Genomic DNA, 21,109 nt, shown 5'->3' with positions numbered 1-21,109 from the left:
TACTTCCAATTTTTAGAAATAGGATTTCTTAATGAACCTTAATTTCTAAATGGTTTTAAAAAAATAAAAAAATGTTTTAAAAAATGTCAAAACTCCCCAACACGCCCATCAGTATTTTCACTATAATGTCTAAAATGGCAACCGATTATCAAGCGATTAATCTCTCGCAAGGTTTTCCGAATTTCCCCATTGATGTGCGAATGACAGAAATTGTGGCTCGTTTAGCCAAAACAGACATTCATCAATATGCTCCGATGGCTGGTTATCCGCCGCTGTTGGAAAAAATTAGTCAATTGACTTTGGATCATTATCAGCGAAAAGTAAATCCGTCAACTGAAATTTTAATCACTGCCGGTGCAACCGAAGCGATTTTTGTTACAATTCAAGCTTTTGTGCAACCGCAAGACGAAGTTATTATCCTCGATCCGAGTTATGATTGTTATGAAATGCCGATTTTATTGAGTAATGCAAAACCAATTCGGATTTCGTTAAAAGAAGATTATTCGCCCGATTTTGAGGCAATAAGCCAACATTTATCGACTAAAACTCGAATGCTGATTTTGAATAATCCGCACAATCCATCCGGAAAAATTTGGACAGAAAATGATTTCATGCAACTCGAAAAAATTATCGAAAATTATACTGATTTATTGATTTTATCGGATGAAGTCTATGAATTTATTACGTTTGAAAATAAGCATATTTCCATCAATACCAGAGAAAAACTAAAAGACAGAAGTTTGATTGTTTCTTCTTTCGGAAAAACACTTCACTTAACCGGTTGGAAAATTGGCTATTTAATCGCTCCTGAAAATTTAGTAAAAGAAGTCAAAAAAGTACATCAATACTTGGTTTTTAGTGTGAATAGTTTGGCTCAAGCTTCGATTAATGAATACTTAAACGTTTTTCACATTGAAGAAGTTTCTAAACTCTATCATCAAAAAAGAGATTTCTTTCAAAACCTTTTAAAAAATACCGCTTTTGAATTGTTGCCTTGTGAAGGAACGTATTTTCAAACTGCCTATTATCAAAACATTTCCGATGAAAATGATATCGATTTCACCAAACGATTAGTGACCGAATTTGGTGTTGCAACCATTCCGCTTTCGGTATTTTATAGTGATCAAACCGACTTAAAACGCATACGGTTTTGTTTTGCTAAAGATGATGAAACGTTAATGAAAGCAGCGGAACGACTTTTAAAAATAAAATAATTTTGTTAGCTAAATGCTAAAAATATTTCATACTTTAACTGAATTAATATCTTTACAAAAAAACTATATTTTATATGAATTTTTCTGCAAAAATGCTCCGTGATAACGCCTTAGAAGGCAAAGTAATTGTTGTAACCGGAGGCGGTAGTGGACTCGGAAAAGCGATGACCAAATACTTTTTAGAATTAGGTGCAAAAGTTGCCATTACTTCCAGAGATTTAGATAAATTAAAAACCACCGCATCCGAATTAGAAAAGGAAACCGGAGGAACTTGTTTGCCGTTGCAATGCGATGTTCGTTTTTATGAACAAGTGGAAGCAATGCTTGAGGAAGTATTAAAAAATTTAGGAAAAGTGGATGTTTTACTAAACAATGCAGCCGGAAATTTCATTTCTCCTACCGAACGATTATCCGCGAATGCGTTTGATACCATCATCGATATTGTTTTAAAAGGATCCAAAAATTGCACGTTAGCTTTCGGAAAACATTGGATTGATACCAAACAAGAAAGTTCAGTGATTTTGAATATTGTCACAACCTATGCTTGGACCGGTTCTGCATATGTAGTTCCAAGTGCCACTGCCAAAGCCGGCGTTTTAGCGATGACCAGAAGTTTAGCTGTTGAATGGGCAAAATACGGCATCCGAAGTAATGCCATTGCTCCGGGACCATTTCCAACCAAAGGAGCTTGGGATCGATTACTTCCGGGCGACTTAGCCGAAAAGTTTGATATGGCAAAAAAAGTACCGTTAAACAGAGTAGGTGATCATCAGGAATTAGCCAATTTGGCGGCTTATTTAGTTTCTGATTTTTCTGCGTATGTTAATGGCGAAGTGATTACAATTGATGGTGGCGAATGGCTCAAAGGAGCAGGTCAATTTAACTTGTTAGAACAAATTCCTGAACATATGTGGGATATGCTCGAAGCAATGATTAAATCGAAAAAGAGCAAATAAAATCCATCGCTTTTTAGCTAATTAATTGTACACAAAACAATTAACATTTGTTAACAACTTGACGTTGAAAAACCCATAAATAATCGTAATTTTACGGCTCAAATTTAATCGAATCAATGGGCAAAATTATTGCAATTGCGAATCAAAAAGGAGGCGTTGGAAAAACCACAACAACCGTTAATTTAGCGGCCTCACTAGGTGTTTTAGAAAAAAAAGTATTACTAATTGATGCTGATCCTCAGGCAAATGCCAGTTCGGGTTTAGGCATTGATGTAGATAGTGTTGCGATTGGATCTTACCAAGTTTTAGAGCACAGCAACACGCCACAGGAAGCGGTGATGAAATGTTCTGCTCCCAACGTAGATGTTATTCCGGCTCACATTGATTTGGTTGCCATTGAAATTGAATTGGTTGATAAAGAAAATCGTGAATATATGCTCAAAGAAGCATTGGCATCCATCAAAGATCAATATGATTATATTTTGATTGACTGTGCTCCTTCATTGGGATTATTAACGTTGAATGCCTTAACCGCAGCCGACAGTGTTGTAATTCCGATTCAATGCGAATATTTTGCGTTGGAAGGTTTAGGTAAATTATTAAACACCATCAAAAGTGTTCAAAAATTACATAATCCGGATTTGGATATTGAAGGGTTATTGTTAACAATGTATGATTCCCGTTTGCGTTTATCGAACCAAGTGGTGGAAGAAGTACAAAAGCATTTTAACGATATGGTTTTTAAAACCATCATTCAACGAAATGTGAAATTAAGTGAAGCTCCAAGTTTTGGCGAAAGCATTATTAATTTTGATGCAACCAGTAAAGGAGCCAACAATTATTTGAGTTTAGCAGAAGAAATTATCAAAAAAAATAGCTAGGATTTTATGACACAAGCCACTAAAAAACAAGCATTAGGAAGAGGATTATCGGCTTTATTAAAAGACCCGGAAAACGACATCAAATCGGTAAATGATAAAAATGCCGATAAAGTGGTTGGGAATATTATTGAGCTTGAAATTGAGGCAATCGAAATAAATCCGTTTCAGCCCAGAAGCAATTTTAATGAAGAAACGCTTCAGGAATTAGCAACATCCATTAAAGAATTGGGTGTAATTCAGCCGATTACTGTTAGAAAATTAGATTTTAATAAATACCAATTAATTTCCGGTGAACGAAGACTTCGTGCTTCAAAAATAGCGGGATTAACTGTTATTCCATCTTATATCAGAATTGCCAACGACAATGAATCGCTAGTGATGGCTTTGGTGGAAAATATCCAACGTCACGATTTAGATCCGATTGAAATTGCACTTTCGTATCAACGTTTGATTGACGAAATTCAGTTAACGCAAGAACAAATGAGTGATAAAGTGGGTAAAAAACGATCTACGATTGCTAATTACCTTCGTTTATTGAAATTAGACCCGATTATTCAAACCGGAATTCGTGATGGATTTATTTCGATGGGACACGGTCGTGCATTGATTAACATTGAAGATGAAGATGCTCAATCAGACATTTATCATAAAATCATAAGTCAAAATCTTTCTGTTCGTGATACCGAAACATTGGTAAAAAACTATCAGGAAGGATTAAAACCGAAATCAGGAAAAGCTGCAAAATCCGCATCAGCATTTGTGGTTGCAGAATCTGATAAAAAAGAAATCGGAACAGTTTTAGGCACAAAAGTGGACGTGAAAATTGATGCCAACGGAAAAGGGAAAATTACAATTCCGTTTAAATCTGAAGCTGACTTTCAACGAATTATTTCCATAATCAGAGGATAGTGAATATTTCCAAAATCATATTTATATTATTTTTCCTTTTGGGAACCACTTCCTCATTTTCACAAATTATAATTGAAGAGGCTGTTCAAACTAATGATACGTTAAAATATAAACCCATCGACCCATTAACTCCTGCAAAAGCAGCTTTTTATTCTGCTGTAATTCCTGGATTAGGACAAGTTTACAACAAAAAGTATTGGAAAGTACCTATCGTTTATGGCGGCTTAGCCATTGGATACTATTTTTATAATGATAATAACAAAAAATATAAAGAATTCCGAGACATTTACAAAAGGCGTTTAGAAGGCTATACCAACGATAAATATCAAGGAGTTTACACTGATGCCGTTTTAATCAATGCTCAACGTACTTTTGAACGAAATCGAGACATTTCTACAGCTGTAATGATTGGTTTTTATGTCTTAAATATTATTGATGCCAATGTTGATGCTCACTTACTTCAATTTAACGTAAACGACAATTTATCTTTAAAACCGGATGTCGGCAGAAATGAAATTGATTACAAATACAACGTTGGATTAACTTTGAATTACAGATTTTAATGAAAATTGCACTTTTAGGATACGGAAAAATGGGAAAGGTAATCGAACGAATTGCCTTAGAACGCGGTCATGAAATCGTGTTGCGAAAAGGAAGTTCTGATTCCTTTGAAGGTTTAGAAAATACGGATGTTGCCATTGATTTCAGTGTGCCTGATTCGGCCGTAAACAATATCTCAACTTGTCTTGAAAACGGAATTCCGGTGGTTTCCGGAACAACAGGTTGGTTAGAAGATTATCATAAAATGGTTAACCTTTGCAAAGAAAAAAATGCAGCGTTTATTTACGGCTCTAACTTTAGTTTAGGCGTAAATTTATTTTTTGAATTGAATGATTATTTGGCTAAGATGATGTCAAAATTCAATCAATATAACGTTTCGATGGAAGAAATTCATCATACCCAAAAACTAGATAAACCTAGCGGAACAGCAATTTCGTTAGCTAATTCAATCATCAATCATACAAACAAAAATAACTGGAGTATCGAAAATCCAAAATCAGATGATTTGTTTATTGATGTCAAAAGAGAAGACAATGTGCCCGGAACACACAGTATTTTCTATCAATCGGAAGTAGATACCATAGAAATCAAACACACCGCTCACAACCGCGATGGTTTTGCGTTTGGTGCCGTGATTGCTGCCGAATGGATTGTAGGTAAAAAAGGTGTTTTTACCATGAAAGATGTTTTAGATTTAAAATAATTCATAGCAAAATCATTATAAATAAACGTTAAATTGGTAACGTTTTCTATATTTAAGAACTAATTAAGAACTTGACTTTCGTTTACTAGTAAAAACGAAATTAAAAAAATAATAAAAATGACATTATATCAATGGTTTATATTCTTTTTAGTGATACAAATTGTACACTATTTAGGAACATGGAAATTATATCAAAAAGCAGGTAGAAAATCGTGGGAAGCTGCTGTTCCTGTCTACAATGCAATCGTTTTGATGAAAATTATAAACCGTCCTTGGTGGTGGGCTTTTTTACTTTTTATACCGATTGTAAACTTAATTATGTTTCCTGTTGTTTGGGTTGAAACCTTGAGAAGTTTCGGGAAAAATTCACAATTAGACACGATTTTAGGTGTTGCTACTTTAGGTTTATACATCTATTATGTGAATTATACACAAGACGTTACGCATATCAAAGATCGTTCATTACATCCCAAAAATGCAACAGCAGATTTTATCAGTTCAATTCTCTTTGCAATTGTTGTGGCAACAACTGTTCACACGTATGTGATGCAACCGTTTGTTATTCCAACATCTTCCTTAGAAAAATCATTGTTAGTTGGAGATTTTCTTTTTGTAAGTAAATTTCATTACGGTGCCAGAACTCCAACTACAGCAGTTGGTTTACCGATGGTGCATGATTCTATTCCGATAGTTCGAACAAAATCCTATTTAAGTTGGCCGCAACTACCTTCTTTCCGTTTTCCGGGTATTGAAAGTATTGAAACAAACGACATTGTCGTGTTTAACTGGCCAATTGATACGGTTTATAAATTCAGAGATAGATCAGGCAGAAGAGTGGATAAGCCACTTGATAAAAAATCAAATTATGTAAAACGTTGTTTAGGAATTCCCGGAGACAGTCTTCAAATAAAAAACGGAGATGTTTATGTTAACGGAAAAATGCTTCCAATGCACGACCGTCAAAAAGTGCAATTCTCTTATGATGTTGAAACAGATGGATCGCAATTTAATCCGGATTATGTTTACAATGAACTACAAATTACTGATGGTGTAAGAGTTAATTCGCAAAATTCATATACCTTTTTTGCTATAACCGATGAAAATGCAGCTCGATTAAAAAACAATCCAATCGTAAAATCAGTTACAAAAAGAATTGATACTGAAGGAACAACCAGTGTTTTTCCTCATACCAAAAATTGGAATACCGATAATTATGGTCCGATATACATTCCACAAGCCGGAAAAACTGTTGCTTTAAATAAAGAAACATTGCCTTTTTATAAAATGATCATTACCGATTATGAGAAAAATGATTTACAAGTAAATGGCGATGAAATCCGTATCAACGGAAAAGTTGTGAAAGATTACACTTTTAAAATGGATTATTATTGGATGATGGGAGACAACCGCCACAACTCGGAAGACAGCCGTTATTGGGGTTATGTTCCAGCTGATCATATTGTTGGAAAACCCGTATTCATTTGGATGAGTTTAGACCAAAATGTTCCATGGGGTAAAGCAATCGATAAAATCCGTTGGAATAGAATGTTTACAACTGTTGGTGGAAGCGGCGAACCGGTTTCTTATTTTATTTACTTTGTAATTCTTCTTGCGGGCTGGTTTGGCTTTGATTTCTACAGAAAAAGAAAGAAAAAGAAGGCTGATTTATAACTAATGAGAGTACTCGTTCATCCTACCTATTTCCCGTCAATTAGTCATTATGCCGCTATTGTTCAGGCTGAAGAAGTTGTGTTTGAAATGGATGATAACTTCCAGAAACAAACCAACCGCAACAGAATGTACATTTATAGTCCGAACGGAATTCAAATGCTTAACATTCCAATTAAGCACAGCAAAATAGCCAATCAAAAATATAAAGATGTAAAAATTGAACCCGACTTTAATTGGCAAAAACAGCATTTCAAATCATTAGAAGCTGCCTACAGAACCTCCCCTTTTTTTGAATATTTTGAAGACGACATCGCTCCTATTTTTCAAAAAAAACATACTTTTTTAATGGATTTGAATTTGGAAGTTTTTGAACTACTCAATCAATGCTTAGGCATTTCCATTTCTCCCGAAAAAACAATAGAATATTTTCACGAAGCGAATGATGTAACCGATTTTCGTTTTTTAGCAAACGGAAAAAAAGATCAAACCAAATGCAAACCATACACACAAGTATTCGGAGAAAAGCATGGATTTCTAAATAATTTAAGTGTTTTAGATTTACTTTTTAACGAAGGTAGATATGCGTTAGATTACTTAAAAAAGCAGCAATTATAACTTACTTTTCTGTTTCAAAAGCCAATCGGGTAACAATCGGAAAGTGGTCTGAATTCCTAAAATTAGGAAAAGAACTAAACTGTTTCACCACAAATTTTTTATCTGCAAAAATATAATCAATTCGGGCTGGATAGTATTTAAAACTATATGTTGTACCAAAACCGGAACCGGCTTCTTCAAATGCATCATTCAAGTCGCCTTTCACACTGCGGTAAACGAACGAAAACGGACTATTATTCAAATCACCGCAAATTATAATTGGAAATTTACAATCTGCTTTGTGTTTCTTTATAACTTCTGCCTGATTTTGTTGCGATTTAAACGATGTACTCATTCTGCGAAGCATTCGTTTTGACTGATCTTGCGAAACACCTTGAATATTTTCATCAATTTCATGCACGTCAGGCGTAATTTTAATCGACTGCAAATGCATACTGTACACCCGAATCGTATCTTTCCCTCTTTTAATATCAGCATAAATTGCATTGTTCGTTGAATTCGGAAACGGAATAACTCCCTCATTCACAATAGGATATTTAGAAAAAATAGCCTGTCCAAGCTTTGTGTTCTTACCTTCAATAAAAACGTATTTATGTTTATAAACTCGAAAATCGACTTCATTCGTATTCGAAAATTCCTGAATACACAAAATATCCGGAGTTTGTTCTTTAATAAAATCTGAAATTGACAAGCTCACATCACGCTCAATCCAATCATACAAATTAAATAGGCGAACGTTGTAACTCATCACAATAAAATCCTCGTCCTCGATGGGTAAATTAGTTTCAGAAAATTTATAAAACTTGTTTATAAACGTAATTCCCAACAGCAAAACAATCCCAGACAACAACATTTGTCGTTTAAATTGAATGAGCCAATAGCCAAAAAACAATAAATTAAGAATCAACATCAACGGTAAAAAAAGCGTCAAAACGGAGAGAATCGGAAACAATCTAGGTGCCAAAAACGGTAAAATATAAGCAACAAAAGTCAATACAGTGAGCACTATATTAAAAAACAAAATCACTTTATTAAACCATCCTAGGTTCTTCATTCCGTTATATTAAACATTCAAAAATTAAAAATAATTATGTGCCTAATCCCGCTTTTCACTGCAAGATTTTTTGTCTTGTCGGCATTTTCTAAGCCCAAAAATGTGCTCCCAAGGTCGCAATTTTTTAGCAAGAAAAATGTCCGCCAATCCTGCAAAATGCTTTCCGTTTCAACCTGCCTGCCGGTAGGCAGGTCGGGGGCAGAATCCTTGCTACTTCACAAGTCCCAACAAACCTGAACCTGAAACTTGAAACTTTCAACCCTCTAACTCTTCCCCGCCTTAAACAAAAACTCCTTCTCTTCTTTTGTTAAACTATCATAACCCGATTTACTGATTTTATCTAAAATCTCATCAATTTGTTGCTGTGTTTTATCTTTCGCTGCAGGTTTTGGCTTTGCATACGATTCATTTTTATGCACTTTTTTAAACGGTGCCGATTTTCTTCCTCTAAATAAATTCACTAAACCATCCACAAAAGAAGTAAACGGTTTTGTGACATCCGTACCGTTTTTAAGCTGAGAACTATATAAATAACCAAACAAAGCACCACCCAAATGAGCAATATGACCGCCAACATTATTAAAAGATAGACTTATAAAGTCGATAATCAAATAAAATACGGCAATATGCCAAAGTTTCACAGTTCCAATTAACAACAAACGAATTTGCATGTGCGGAGCGTATGTAGTAGTTGAAAAAACCACCGCCATGATTGCTCCCGAAGCTCCAATTAACAAAGCATTTTTATTTATCAAAGCGGGAAAAATCAAATAGCTAATGATAAAAATGACTCCTGAAAAAATGGCTCCCATTAAATATAAACTCAACAATTGCTTTTGGGTAAAAAATGTGAGAAACAATCGTCCGGCAAAATTCAATACGATTAAATTAAACAAAATGTGAAAAAAATCGGCATGAAAAAAAGCATACGTCAAAACTGACCACGGTTTCCATAGCAAATCTGATGGATTGGAAGACAAACTAATGTATTCTGTAAAACCGAAACCAATTCCAAAAAGCGACAAAATTCCTTTTAAAATCCAAGGCACTGCAAACAAAATCACATTGAGATAGATTAACTTTTCAGTTACACCACCCATTCTATATTGTTGCTTAATTTCGTTTAAAATACTCATTTCTATTTCCTTTTACCAATTACCTTTCACCTTTTTCCTGTCTAATTCCACCGCTTATCATTAAACTGATTTTTCTTCCACATCCACATCATCAAAAATCCGGTTAAAGCACCACCTACGTGAGCAAAATGGGCAATTCCACCACCTCCAAAAATAGAGTTACCGCTAATTCCCATAAACAAATCACCTAAAACCAATACCGGCACAAAATACTTTGCTTTGATTGGAATAGGAATAAAAATCATCATTAATTCTGCATTTGGGAACATAAATGCAAAGGCAACCAAAATTCCGTAAAGTGCACCCGAAGCTCCTACTGCTCTTCCATCTGCAATCATAGAAGCATCAAAAAGTGCTTTAAAATTCACTTCATTCAACAACTGATATTTGCCAAGTGGTTCAAGAATTGGTTTAATATTTTCGGCTAATAACTCACCTTTATAAACATTTCCCTCTCTAAACGGAACATTAATTATCTGATGAATAGTTTCGGAAGACAACTGCAAATCGGCAGCCGCTTCCAGAACTTTTTGAAATTGATAGTACTCCATTCCCAAATGAATCAAAGCGGCACCTAATCCGCAGGAAATATAAAAAAACAGGAATTTTTTCCATCCCCAAAAATGTTCTAAGGCAGAGCCAAACATAACCAATCCAAACATATTAAAGAAAATATGCATTAAATTAGGCATTTCTGCATGCATGAACATGTGTGTGATAGGTTGCCACCAAGCAAATTCATTGCTTAATGGAAAATGAATTGCCAACAAATCATTTGCCGCAGGAGCAATTGTGTTTGCACCAATGTAAAAAAGTACATTGATAATCACTAATTGCTTTACTGTTTCGGTCATTCGCATCATATCGCAAATTTTTTATCTAAATCATCTACACTAATGGTGATGAAAGTGGGTTTATTAAAAGGAGAAACATCCGGTTCTTTGCAAGCAAAAAGTCCGTTTACAATGTTTTCCTGTTCTCTTTCGGTTAAATATGTGCCGGTTCGCACGGCTAAACTTCTGGCCATCGATTTGGCAATACTGTCGTTTAAGCTAAAACTACTGTCAGGGATGCCGTTTTGTAAATCGTTCATCAATTCTTCCAGAACGATAGCTACTTCACTCTCGGTAACCAAAATAGGAATTCCTGAAATGGTTAATTTATCATTTTCAATCGAATCAAAAACAAATCCGGTGTTTTCCAGAGACATTTTTAAATCCTTAATTAATTCAATTTCATTCACCGAAAAATACAACTCAATTGGAAACAACAAATGCTGACTCGATGCTTGTTGTACTGTTATATTTTTTAAATATTGTTCATACAAAATCCGTTGATGAGCCCTTTGCTGATCGATCACCATCATTCCGGACTTGATAGAACTTACAATGTATTTTTTATGAATTTGATAGGTTCGGTTTTTGTTTTCTTCAATTTCATTGTCATTAAATAACGAACTCGTAACCGCATCTTGTTCAAACGTAATACTTTCAATTTCTTGTGTGTCGTTTTTTAAACCAACGTATAAACTTTCCCAATTTGCCGTTTCGGATTTTCTTTCCCGATAACCTGAACCCGAAAAAGATTTTGTAGGTTTATCTTCTGCAAACGGATTAAAATTAGCATCCACTTGAATCAACGGCATCGAAGCATCTTTTTCTTGATAATGATACGGTGTGTCCAAATTCGGATCGCGTTCAAAATCCAACACCGGAGCGACATTAAACTGACCTAAACTATGTTTAACAGTAGAACGCAAAATGGCATACAACGCATGCTCGTCATCAAATTTGATTTCCGTTTTGGTTGGATGAATATTGATATCGATGGTATTTGGCGGCACATCCAAATAAATAAAATAACCGGGTTGCATTCCGTCTTTCAACAAACCTTCATAAGCAGCCATGACAGCATGATGCAAATAACCACTTTTGATAAATCGATTATTCACAAAAAAGAATTGTTCGCTTCTACTCTTTTTAGAAAATTCGGGTTTAGAAACAAATCCTTGTGCTTTTACAATTTCAGTTTCTTCAGAAATAGGAACTAATTTTTCATTGGTTTTGCCTGAAAACATGGCTACAATCCGTTGCCTTAAATTGGAAGATGGTAGATTAAACAATTCACCACCATTGTGAATAAACGTAAAATGAATGTTCGGATGAGCTAATGCAACTCGCTGAAATTCATCTACAATATGACGATGTTCCACCGTTTCCGATTTAAGAAAATTTCGTCGAGCCGGAATATTGAAAAATAAATTCTTCACAGCAAACGAAGTACCTTTAGGTAACACAGAAGGATCTTGCGAAATAAATTTACTTCCTTCAATAATAATATGCGTTCCTAGCTCGTTTTGTTCTTGTTTGGTTTTGAGTTCCACATGAGCAATCGCCGCAATGGAGGCCAACGCTTCTCCTCTAAAACCTTTTGTATAAAGTGAAAATAAATCTTCCGCATGACGAATTTTGGAAGTAGCATGTCGTTCAAAACACATTCTAGCATCGGTCACATTCATACCCAGACCGTTATCAATCACTTGAATAAGTGATCTTCCGGCATCTTTTACAATCAACTTGATGTCAGTTGCTTTGGCATCTACGGCATTTTCCAATAGCTCTTTTACCACTGATGCGGGTCGCTGAACGACCTCACCGGCGGCAATTTGATTGGCTACGTGATCGGGAAGTAAATGAATGATACTCGACATTATCTTTGTCTAAATATGGATAAATCGAAATCGATTACGAATAAAAATAACAACACTAAAACTAAAATAATAGCAATAAGTCGAAAATTAATTTCTCTATTTCCGCGGTGGCGACTTTCATTACGAGCGTCATTCCAATGCGAACGATAATCGTTGTAATTTACAGTTTCACGGTTTTTGTAGAACTTAGATTCAAAATCATAAATATTGCCCTGCTCCTTTCCTTCGTAATAACGGGGAGTGTAATTAAAACTTTTGTTTTTGGGCAATTTGAATAATGATCTTTTCAGCATGTTTTTAGTATTATCATTCAAAGTTAATGAATTCTGAAATGACTAGAAAATATAACCGTGTGAAAGTTTTGTTAGTTTTTAACTAAAAAAGCCAAAATCAAACGACTTTGGCTTTAAATTATAAATAAATTACATTTTTCTATAAAGCAGTCATTTTAATTGCCGCTACAGCAGCTTCTACACCTTTGTTGCCATGCTTTCCACCACTTCTGTCAAGAGATTGCTGCATGTTATTATCGGTTAGAACACAAAAGATAACAGGCATTTTACCTAAAATATTCAAATCTTTGATGCCTTGTGTTACGCCTTCGCAAACAAAATCAAAATGCTTGGTTTCACCTTGAATTACACTTCCAATGGCAATGATTCCGGCTAAATTTGGATGTTTGTCCATCATTTTTTTACAGCCGTAAATCAATTCAAAACTTCCCGGAACATTCCACCGAATGATGTTTTCTGGGTTTACATTACAATCCAAAAATGTATCCAAAGCTCCTTTATAAAGACCTTCAGTAATTGTTTCGTTCCACTCTGAAACAACAATCCCAAACGAAAGTTGACTAACGTTTGGGAGTGTGTTTTTATCGTATTGTGATAAATTTTTATTTTCGGTTGCCATATTTATTGAGCCATTCCGATTAATCCATCAATGTTTCTAGCTTCTGGAGCCGATTCATATTTTTCTTTGATTTCAGTAAAATATTTTAACGCATCCGCTTTTTGTCCTAAAGTGTAAGCCGTTTGACCTGCTTTTAACAAAAATCGTGGCGTTGTTAAATCGTTTACATTCATTTCAGCAGCTTTCTTGTAATAGTCTAATGCTTCTTTCAACTGATTTTTTTGAGCAAAAGCATCACCAATAGCTCCTTGTGCTAAAGTACTTAAAATCATATCATCTGAAGAAAACTTATCCAAATAAGCAATCGCTTCTGTATTTTTTCCTGTGTTCAAATAAGCAATTCCGGCATAGTAGTTTGCTAAATTTCCGGCATCAGTTCCAGAATATTCTTCGGCAATTTTAATGAAACCAAATTTTCCTTCAGCACCATTCAAAGCCAAATTAAACAAACTATCTTGACCAGTAGTTGCGTCAATTGCTTTTTGAAAATTTTGTTGTGCAACAAACATTTCGTCTGCAGCTTCCAACTGTTTTGGCTCAACAACAAATTTTTGATACAATAGGAAACCAACAGTTACCACTGCAATTGCACCAACTATACCGAAAATATATTTTTGATTTCTAACAACCCATTCTTCTGCTTTAGAAGCTCCAACGTCTAATGTATTGAAAACCTCTGCCGTAGTACTGTCTTTTGCATCAACATCTACATTCTCTTCAATATCTTCAATTTCTTTTGGTTTAGGCGATTTAAATCCTCTTTTATTGTATGTTGCCATTTATATTTAATTTAATGAGCCGCAAAAATAAAATTTTTATTGATATATAAAAGTCATTTTTTTGGATATTTTTGAATAATTTTTGTGACTTCATATTTAAATAGCATTTATTCCTTTAAAACAGTTTATTTTTGCAGTGCTAAAATGAGATTTAATCAAACTTATAAACCCATTCACCTTGTTTTTAAAACAAATTTCGCTTTTTAACTATAAAAATTTTTCTGAAACTCAATTTGAGTTCGACAGTAAGATTAATTGTTTTGTGGGAAAAAACGGTGTAGGAAAAACCAATGTTTTAGATGCGATTTATCATTTGGCTTACGGAAAAAGCTATTTTAATCCAACAGCAATACAAAATATCAAGCACGGTGAAGAATTTTTTGTGATTGATGGTGAATTTGAAAAAAACGAACGAACCGAACAAATTGTTTGCAGCGTAAAAAAAGGATTAAAAAAAGTTTTGAAAAGAAATGGCAAGATGTATGACAAATTTTCGGAACATCTTGGTTTTATTCCGCTTGTAATTATTTCTCCTGCTGATACTGATTTGATTATTGAAGGAAGCGAAACCAGACGAAAATTCATGGATAGCGTGATTTCGCAACTAAATTCGGTTTACTTAAATCAGCTTATTCACTACCAAAAAATCATTTTGCAACGCAATGCTTTGTTGAAATATTTTGCTTTAAATCATGTTTTTGAAAAAGATACTTTACAGATTTACAACGAACAGTTGAATGAGTTAGGTCAATCGATTTTTGAAAAAAGAAAACAATTTATCGAAGAGTTTTTGCCTATTTTCAACAAACATCATCAAACCATAACCAATTCGGCCGAAGAAGTTCAATTGGTTTATGAAAGTCATCTTTTTGAAAAGAATCTTCAAACTCTTTTAGACGAAAACTTATCGAAAGACAGAGCTTTGCAATACACTAGTGTTGGTATTCACAAAGATGATTTATCGTTTGAAATTGCAAATCATCCCATTAAAAAATTTGGATCACAAGGTCAGCAAAAATCATTTTTAATTGCGTTGAAATTGGCTCAATTTGAATTCTTAAAAAAGCAAAGTGGTCAGAAACCAATTTTATTATTAGATGATATTTTCGATAAATTGGACGAAACCAGAGTTGGAAAAATTGTAGAAATGGTAAATGATGATGAGTTCGGACAATTATTTATTTCTGACACACATCCTGAACGAACTGAAAAAATTGTGAAATCTACACTTCAGAGTTATAAACTTTTTCACTTGTAAATTAATATCTTTACCAATCATAAAAGCATCCTTTAAATAAAAATAAAATGGCACAAAAAGAAGCACTCCAATTTATTGAAGATTTAAAAAACAATAACAACAAAGAATGGTTTCACGAGAATAAAAAGCGATACGAACTTTTTAAAAAAGAATACCAAAACATCATTGCAGAAATTCTTCAAGAAATGAAACCTTTGGATGCTTCGCTTGCCAATTTAGAAGTAAAAAACTGCACATTCAGAATCAATCGAGACATACGTTTTTCCAAAGATAAATCGCCTTATAAAAGCAATATGGGCATTTGGCTTTCTACTAATAAAAACAGTAAAAATTCACCCGGATATTATATTCATTATGAAAAAGGAAGCAGTTTTATTGCCGGCGGATTATATTGTCCGGAAGCGGAAGAGTTGAAAAAAGTGCGAAAAGAAATTGCTTTTTTTCATGAAGATTTGGAAAAAATTTCGTCTAATTCCACCTTTAAAAAAGAGTTTGGAGCTTTAGATCGTGATGAAGCAAATGTGTTGAAAAAAGCCCCAAAAGATTACGATCCAAATCATCCTGCCATCGAATTCTTAAAATTAAAAAGTTTCACCGCTACTCAAAAAATAAGCGATGAATTGTTTACCGATAAAGATTTTGCTAAAAAAATCACTCAAAAACTCATTGCTTTAAAACCTTTAAATGAATTTTTAAACAGAGCTTTAGAAACTGTTGAATAACTTTCCGTCATGCAAATTCACACTAATTTTTCGTTAAAAAATTACAATACTTTTGGTATTGAAGCCAAAGCAAAAGAATTCGTCACCGTTCATTCTACTGATGAGTTGATTGAAATTCTGCAACAATATCCTACTTCCAAAAAATTTATTTTAGGAGGCGGAAGCAATATGCTACTTACGCAAGACATTGATGCTTTAGTTATTCATTTAGACTTAAAAGGCAAAAAAGTAATCGATGAAAACGACGAATTTGTTTGGGTTGAAAGTCAAGCCGGAGAAAATTGGCATGAATTTGTGTTGTGGACCATCGAGCAAAATTTTGGTGGTTTAGAAAATCTTTCGCTCATTCCGGGAAATGTTGGCACCACGCCTATTCAGAATATTGGAGCATATGGAGTAGAAATTAAAGATACCTTCGTTTTGTGCGAAGCCATTCATATAGAAACACAGGAATTATTGGTGTTTACGAATGAAAAATGCAAATTCGGTTATCGCGAAAGCATTTTTAAAAATGAAATAAAAGATGAATTTATCATCACTTCAGTTGTTTTTAAACTAACGAAACGCAATCATAAACTCAACACTTCCTACGGTGCAATTGAAGCTGAATTGGAAAAACAGCATATCAAAAATCCAAGTTTAAAAGATGTGAGTAATGCCGTAATCGCAATACGACAAAGCAAATTACCTAATCCAAAAGAACTGGGAAACAGCGGAAGTTTCTTTAAAAACCCTGTGATTTTGAAAAGTGATTTTGAAAAAATTCAGCAAAATTTTCCCGATATGCCACATTATGTTGTGTCGGAAACCGAAGTAAAAGTTCCCGCCGGATGGCTCATTGAACAAGCCGGATTTAAGGGGAAACGTTTTGGCGATGCAGGAATTCATAAAAATCAAGCACTGGTTTTAGTCAATTATGGCAATGCAACCGGACAAGAAATTTTAGCCGTTTCCAAAAACATTCAAAAAACGATTTTTGATACCTACGGAATTTCAATTGAAGCAGAGGTTAATGTTATTTAAAATTATCAAATTTCAATCTGTTAAATAACTCTTTTTTTGTACCTTTGTAGTTCAAAAAAATTCAATTGAACGATGAAATTGATACTCCTTACCATCGGGTTGCTAGCAATCGCTTTTGCTGGAATTGCTATTAAAATTTGGGCGAAAAAAGACGGAAAATTTGCAGGAACTTGTGCCAGCCAAAGTCCGTTTTTAAACAAAGACGGTGAAAACTGTGGCTTTTGTGGCAAAACACCCGAACAAATGAAAGATTGTTCAGAACCTTCTCATTCTTAAAATCACCAATACATTATGCTTGACATATTGTTTTATAGTTTGATTGGTATAACGGTCATTCAATTGCTCTATTATGTAGTGATTTTTGGAAAATTTTCGTTTGCTAAGATTCAAAAAAGCAATCCAAAACGTATTCCGATTTCAATTATAGTTTGTGCTAAAAATGAAGGTGAAAACGTTAGAAAATTCGTTCCTTTACTACTCGAACAAAACTATCCTGATTTTGAAATTGTATTGATAGATGATTCATCTTCAGACAATACGTTAGACCTTTTTGAAGAATTTGAAAAACAACATTCCAATATCAAATTGGTAAAAGTGCAAAACAACGAAGCCTTTTGGGGAAATAAAAAGTTTGCACTTACGTTGGGAATAAAAGCAGCTAAAAACGAATATTTGCTCTTTACTGATGCCGATTGTTATCCAAATTCTAAAGAATGGATAAAAGAAATGAGTTCCAATTTTACACTCAAAAAAACAATTGTTTTGGGTTATGGAGCGTATGAAAAAATTCCGAATTCATTTCTAAACAAACTTATCCGTTTTGAAACATTGTTGACTGCTACGCAATATTTTGGATGGGCAAAAATCGGGAAACCATATATGGGCGTTGGGCGTAATTTAGCTTACAAAAGAGACGAATTCTTCCGAGTAAACGGATTTATCGACCACATGAAACTACGTTCCGGTGACGATGATTTATTTGTGAATCAAGCATCTAATTCAGAAAATACAACCGTTTGCTTTTCTAAAGAAAGTTTCACATATTCCATGCCAAAAACCAGTTTCAAGGAATGGTTTGATCAAAAAAGAAGACATGTTTCTACCGCAACCTATTACAAATCATTTGACCGTTTTCAATTGGCATTGTTTTTCTTATCACAATTATCATTTTTAATTCTTGCTATCATTTTGTTGGCTTTTCAACACCAATGGATGTTTGTGTTGCCAATTGTTTTGTTTCGCTATATATTCACTTGGACATCCTTGGGTTATGCAGCCAATAAATTGAACGAAAAAGACGTTATCTATTGGTTTCCAATTATGGAAATTGCCTTAATTTTTACGCATTTGAATGTGTTTTTTACCAATCTTTTTTCAAAACCTGTTCATTGGAAATAAAAAAAATCATAGAAAAAGCCACCAATGGTGATCAAGTTGCCTTTACTTCTCTTTTGGATATGTATTGGAACGAAGTCTATGGTTTTATGCTCAAAAGAACAGAGAATGAAACGGATGCAGAAGACATTACCATCGAAACCTTTGCAAAAGCTTTTGACAAAATAGCCAATTACAATCCGGAATTTCAATTCAATACATGGCTCATTGCAATTGCTAAAAATGTGCATATTGATATGCTTCGCAAAAAGAAAATTTCTCTTTTTGTAGACATTACGGACGAAGAAGATCATCAGGCTTATAATGTGGCAGACACAACGCCATCGGCAGAAGATAAATTAATTACCGAACAAAATTTGTCTCGCTTGTTAGAATACATAAAAGAATTAAAACCTCATTATCAAGAAGTTATTCAACTTCGTTACTTTCAAGAAATGAGTTATCAGGAAATTGCAGAACAGTTAAACGAACCTTTGAGTAACGTAAAAGTTAAACTTCTTAGAGCCAAAAAATTGTTAGCAGAAATCATTCAAGGAAGATAATTATATTGATTTGATATTTTTATTGAACGATTCTTTACTATACAATTGTTCAATTTTAGTTAAATCAACACTTAATTCCTCAATCTTTTCTATCTTTGCAGTTCTAAAAATTGCAACATGGAAAGTGTTTTAGATAGCGTTCAGCCACCAATAGGAAAACCAAAATGGTTGCGAGTAAAACTGCCAACCGGACAAAAATATACCGAACTTCGAGGATTAGTTGACAAGTACAAATTAAACACAATTTGTACCTCCGGAAGTTGCCCGAACATGGGCGAATGTTGGGGTGAAGGAACAGCAACTTTCATGATTCTCGGAAACATTTGTACCCGTTCGTGCGGATTTTGCGGTGTAAAAACCGGAAGACCGGAAACAGTAGATTGGGATGAACCTGAAAAAGTGGCTCGTTCTATCAAAATCATGAACATTAAACACGCCGTGATTACCAGTGTAGATCGTGACGACATCAAAGATATGGGTTCAATCATTTGGTATGAAACCATTCTGGCCATCAGAAGAATGAATCCTGAAACCACGTTAGAAACATTGATTCCTGATTTTCAAGGTGTAGAAAGAAATATTGACCGAATTATTGAAGCCAATCCCGAAGTTGTTTCGCACAATATGGAAACTGTTCGCAGATTGACTCGTGAAGTACGAATTCAAGCGAAATACGACCGTAGTTTAGAAGTTTTGCGTTACCTGAAAGAAAAAGGCATCCGCAGAACCAAATCAGGAATTATGTTAGGTTTAGGTGAAACGGAAGAAGAAGTAATTCAAACCATGAAAGACCTTCGTTCTGTAAATGTTGATATTGTAACAATAGGACAATACCTTCAACCGAGTAAAAAACACTTACCTGTAAAAGAATTCATTACACCGGATCAATTTAAAAAATACGAAGAAATCGGAAAAGAATTAGGTTTCCGTCATGTAGAAAGTGGTGCGTTGGTGCGATCATCTTATCATGCTCAAAAACATATACTTTAAAAATTTGTTTCAAGTTTCAGGTTTCAAGTTAAGTTCCGAAAACCTGAAACTTGAAATTTCAAACTTGAAACTTGAAAACAAAAATAGCCATCAACGGTTTTGGAAGAATTGGAAGAAATTTATTCCGATTATTGCTCAATCATCCCACAATTGAAGTAGTTGCCATTAACGACATTGCCGATACGAGAACGATGTCTCATCTATTGAAGTACGACAGTATTCATGGCGTTTTACCAAACGAAGTTACTTTTGATGAAGAACATATTTTTGTAGATGGAAAATCGTATTCCTTTTTCAGAAAAAAAAACATCTCCGATTTGAATTGGCAATCTATTGATGTTGTGATTGAAAGTACAGGAAAATTTAAAACTTACGAAGAAGCCTATCAACATATTTCTGCCGGAGCCAAAAAAGTTATTCTCTCTGCTCCACCAGAAGATGATCAAATCAAAACAGTCGTTTTAGGTGTGAATGAATCGATTTTAGATGGTTCTGAAGTGATTATTTCCAATGCGAGTTGCACGACCAACAATGCGGCTCCAATGATTAAAACTATTGACGAGTTATGCGGAATTGAGCAAGCTTACATTACCACCGTTCACTCCTACACCACCGATCAAAGTTTGCACGACCAACCACACAAAGATTTACGAAGGGCTCGTGGTGCAGCTCAGTCAATCGTTCCAACCACAACCGGAGCTGCAAAAGCGTTGACTAAAATTTTTCCGAAATTGGATGGAAAATTAGGTGGAAGTGGCATTCGTGTTCCGGTTCCAGATGGTTCTTTGACAGATATTACTTGCTATGTTTCCAGAGCCGTTTCGATTGAAGAAATTAATGTTGCTTTTCTAAAAGCATCTCAAACAAATCTAAAAGGAATTCTAGCTTACACGGAAGATCCAATCGTTTCAGTTGATATAATTGGCAACCAAAATTCATGTCTTTTTGATGCTCAATTGACCTCCGTTATTGACAAAATGGTAAAAGTAGTGGGTTGGTATGATAACGAAATTGGTTATTCATCAAGAATTATTGACTTAATTGGGTATATTTCAAATAAATAGTTAATTTTATACCA

The 21,109-nt window shown here is 34.3% G+C and carries 23 protein-coding genes; 16 read left to right on the top strand and 7 right to left on the bottom strand.

Translation table 11 applies throughout. From position 1 onward, the window contains the following. The first annotated feature begins 83 nt into the window (after nucleotides 1-83). The 8 genes from B4N66_RS10405 to B4N66_RS10370 all read left to right on the top strand — a co-directional run bounded on the left by B4N66_RS10405 (nucleotide 84) and on the right by B4N66_RS10370 (nucleotide 7,510). Complete coding sequence (locus B4N66_RS10405; RefSeq protein WP_291094583.1) at nucleotides 84-1,214, top strand: methionine aminotransferase; 1,131 nt, start codon at nucleotides 84-86, stop codon at nucleotides 1,212-1,214. Nucleotides 1,215-1,288: 74 nt separating this feature from the next. Beyond that, complete coding sequence (locus B4N66_RS10400; protein WP_291094581.1) at nucleotides 1,289-2,170, top strand: SDR family oxidoreductase; 882 nt, start codon at nucleotides 1,289-1,291, stop codon at nucleotides 2,168-2,170. Nucleotides 2,171-2,286: 116 nt separating this feature from the next. Next, nucleotides 2,287-3,051 carry a ParA family protein gene (locus tag B4N66_RS10395; protein WP_291094579.1) on the top strand — a complete coding sequence of 255 codons (765 nt, stop codon included), beginning with the start codon at nucleotides 2,287-2,289 and terminating at the stop codon, nucleotides 3,049-3,051. Nucleotides 3,052-3,057: 6 nt separating this feature from the next. Next, a complete protein-coding gene (locus B4N66_RS10390; protein WP_291094577.1) occupies nucleotides 3,058-3,960 on the top strand; it encodes a ParB/RepB/Spo0J family partition protein in 903 nt (300 codons plus the stop codon). Next, complete coding sequence (locus B4N66_RS10385; protein ID WP_324523082.1) at nucleotides 3,960-4,523, top strand: DUF5683 domain-containing protein; 564 nt, start codon at nucleotides 3,960-3,962, stop codon at nucleotides 4,521-4,523. Before B4N66_RS10390 ends, B4N66_RS10385 begins: the two co-directional genes overlap by 1 nt. After that, nucleotides 4,523-5,224, top strand: a complete 702-nt coding sequence (dapB, locus tag B4N66_RS10380; RefSeq protein WP_291094575.1) for a 4-hydroxy-tetrahydrodipicolinate reductase — start codon at nucleotides 4,523-4,525, stop codon at nucleotides 5,222-5,224. Before B4N66_RS10385 ends, dapB begins: the two co-directional genes overlap by 1 nt. A 117-nt stretch (nucleotides 5,225-5,341) precedes the next feature. After that, on the top strand, nucleotides 5,342-6,895 hold the full coding sequence (lepB, locus tag B4N66_RS10375; RefSeq protein ID WP_291094572.1) for a signal peptidase I: 1,554 nt from the start codon (nucleotides 5,342-5,344) through the stop codon (nucleotides 6,893-6,895). A gap of 3 nt (nucleotides 6,896-6,898) precedes the next feature. After that, nucleotides 6,899-7,510, top strand: a complete 612-nt coding sequence (locus B4N66_RS10370; RefSeq protein WP_291094569.1) for a WbqC family protein — start codon at nucleotides 6,899-6,901, stop codon at nucleotides 7,508-7,510. Between the two features lies 1 nt (nucleotide 7,511). Here B4N66_RS10370 and B4N66_RS10365 read toward each other — a convergent pair whose 3' ends face one another. From B4N66_RS10365 to B4N66_RS10335, 7 genes are all read right to left on the bottom strand, one after another. Further along, entirely contained in the window at nucleotides 7,512-8,564 is a 1,053-nt protein-coding gene (locus B4N66_RS10365; RefSeq protein WP_291094566.1) for an endonuclease/exonuclease/phosphatase family protein, read from the bottom strand. Nucleotides 8,565-8,827: 263 nt separating this feature from the next. Continuing rightward, nucleotides 8,828-9,700, bottom strand: a complete 873-nt coding sequence (locus tag B4N66_RS10360) for a rhomboid family intramembrane serine protease (protein WP_291094563.1) — start codon at nucleotides 9,698-9,700, stop codon at nucleotides 8,828-8,830. Between the two features lie 41 nt (nucleotides 9,701-9,741). Further along, nucleotides 9,742-10,563 carry a rhomboid family intramembrane serine protease gene (locus B4N66_RS10355; RefSeq protein WP_291094560.1) on the bottom strand — a complete coding sequence of 274 codons (822 nt, stop codon included), beginning with the start codon at nucleotides 10,561-10,563 and terminating at the stop codon, nucleotides 9,742-9,744. Next, nucleotides 10,560-12,410 (bottom strand): DNA mismatch repair endonuclease MutL, encoded by a 1,851-nt coding sequence (mutL, locus tag B4N66_RS10350; RefSeq protein ID WP_291094557.1) that lies wholly within the window; start codon nucleotides 12,408-12,410, stop codon nucleotides 10,560-10,562. The genes B4N66_RS10355 and mutL overlap by 4 nt, the downstream gene beginning before the upstream one ends. Next, nucleotides 12,410-12,703, bottom strand: coding sequence for a hypothetical protein (locus B4N66_RS10345; protein WP_291094554.1), 294 nt, complete (start codon nucleotides 12,701-12,703; stop codon nucleotides 12,410-12,412). The genes mutL and B4N66_RS10345 overlap by 1 nt, the downstream gene beginning before the upstream one ends. A 139-nt stretch (nucleotides 12,704-12,842) precedes the next feature. Further along, nucleotides 12,843-13,322, bottom strand: coding sequence for a 6,7-dimethyl-8-ribityllumazine synthase (gene ribH, locus B4N66_RS10340; protein WP_291094552.1), 480 nt, complete (start codon nucleotides 13,320-13,322; stop codon nucleotides 12,843-12,845). 2 nt (nucleotides 13,323-13,324) lie between these two features. Further along, complete coding sequence (locus tag B4N66_RS10335) at nucleotides 13,325-14,101, bottom strand: tetratricopeptide repeat protein (RefSeq protein ID WP_291094550.1); 777 nt, start codon at nucleotides 14,099-14,101, stop codon at nucleotides 13,325-13,327. A gap of 178 nt (nucleotides 14,102-14,279) precedes the next feature. Here B4N66_RS10335 and recF point away from each other — a divergent pair, with 178 nt between their 5' ends. From recF to gap, 8 genes are all read left to right on the top strand, one after another. Then, nucleotides 14,280-15,359: a DNA replication/repair protein RecF gene (gene recF, locus B4N66_RS10330; protein ID WP_291094546.1), complete on the top strand. Its 1,080-nt coding sequence runs from the start codon at nucleotides 14,280-14,282 to the stop codon at nucleotides 15,357-15,359. A gap of 47 nt (nucleotides 15,360-15,406) precedes the next feature. Then, nucleotides 15,407-16,081 (top strand): DUF2461 domain-containing protein, encoded by a 675-nt coding sequence (locus B4N66_RS10325; protein WP_291094543.1) that lies wholly within the window; start codon nucleotides 15,407-15,409, stop codon nucleotides 16,079-16,081. A gap of 9 nt (nucleotides 16,082-16,090) precedes the next feature. Continuing rightward, the gene (murB, locus tag B4N66_RS10320; RefSeq protein ID WP_291094541.1) at nucleotides 16,091-17,104 is read left to right on the top strand and encodes a UDP-N-acetylmuramate dehydrogenase; all 1,014 of its coding nucleotides are present in this window, start codon (nucleotides 16,091-16,093) and stop codon (nucleotides 17,102-17,104) included. Between the two features lie 72 nt (nucleotides 17,105-17,176). Next, nucleotides 17,177-17,380 carry a membrane or secreted protein gene (locus B4N66_RS10315; protein ID WP_248433062.1) on the top strand — a complete coding sequence of 68 codons (204 nt, stop codon included), beginning with the start codon at nucleotides 17,177-17,179 and terminating at the stop codon, nucleotides 17,378-17,380. A gap of 15 nt (nucleotides 17,381-17,395) precedes the next feature. After that, complete coding sequence (locus B4N66_RS10310) at nucleotides 17,396-18,502, top strand: glycosyltransferase (protein WP_291094538.1); 1,107 nt, start codon at nucleotides 17,396-17,398, stop codon at nucleotides 18,500-18,502. After that, nucleotides 18,493-19,041 carry an RNA polymerase sigma factor gene (locus B4N66_RS10305; RefSeq protein WP_291094535.1) on the top strand — a complete coding sequence of 183 codons (549 nt, stop codon included), beginning with the start codon at nucleotides 18,493-18,495 and terminating at the stop codon, nucleotides 19,039-19,041. Before B4N66_RS10310 ends, B4N66_RS10305 begins: the two co-directional genes overlap by 10 nt. 117 nt (nucleotides 19,042-19,158) lie before the next feature. Beyond that, nucleotides 19,159-20,031, top strand: coding sequence for a lipoyl synthase (gene lipA / locus B4N66_RS10300; RefSeq protein WP_291094532.1), 873 nt, complete (start codon nucleotides 19,159-19,161; stop codon nucleotides 20,029-20,031). Between the two features lie 71 nt (nucleotides 20,032-20,102). After that, entirely contained in the window at nucleotides 20,103-21,095 is a 993-nt protein-coding gene (gap, locus tag B4N66_RS10295) for a type I glyceraldehyde-3-phosphate dehydrogenase (RefSeq protein ID WP_291094530.1), read from the top strand. Nucleotides 21,096-21,109 lie beyond the last annotated feature (14 nt).

This window comes from Flavobacterium sp. UBA2787, from assembly GCA_002352205.1.
In the GTDB taxonomy this organism is placed as follows: Bacteria; Bacteroidota; Bacteroidia; order Flavobacteriales; family Flavobacteriaceae; genus Flavobacterium.
This window is presented reverse-complemented; position numbering and strand designations above follow the sequence as displayed.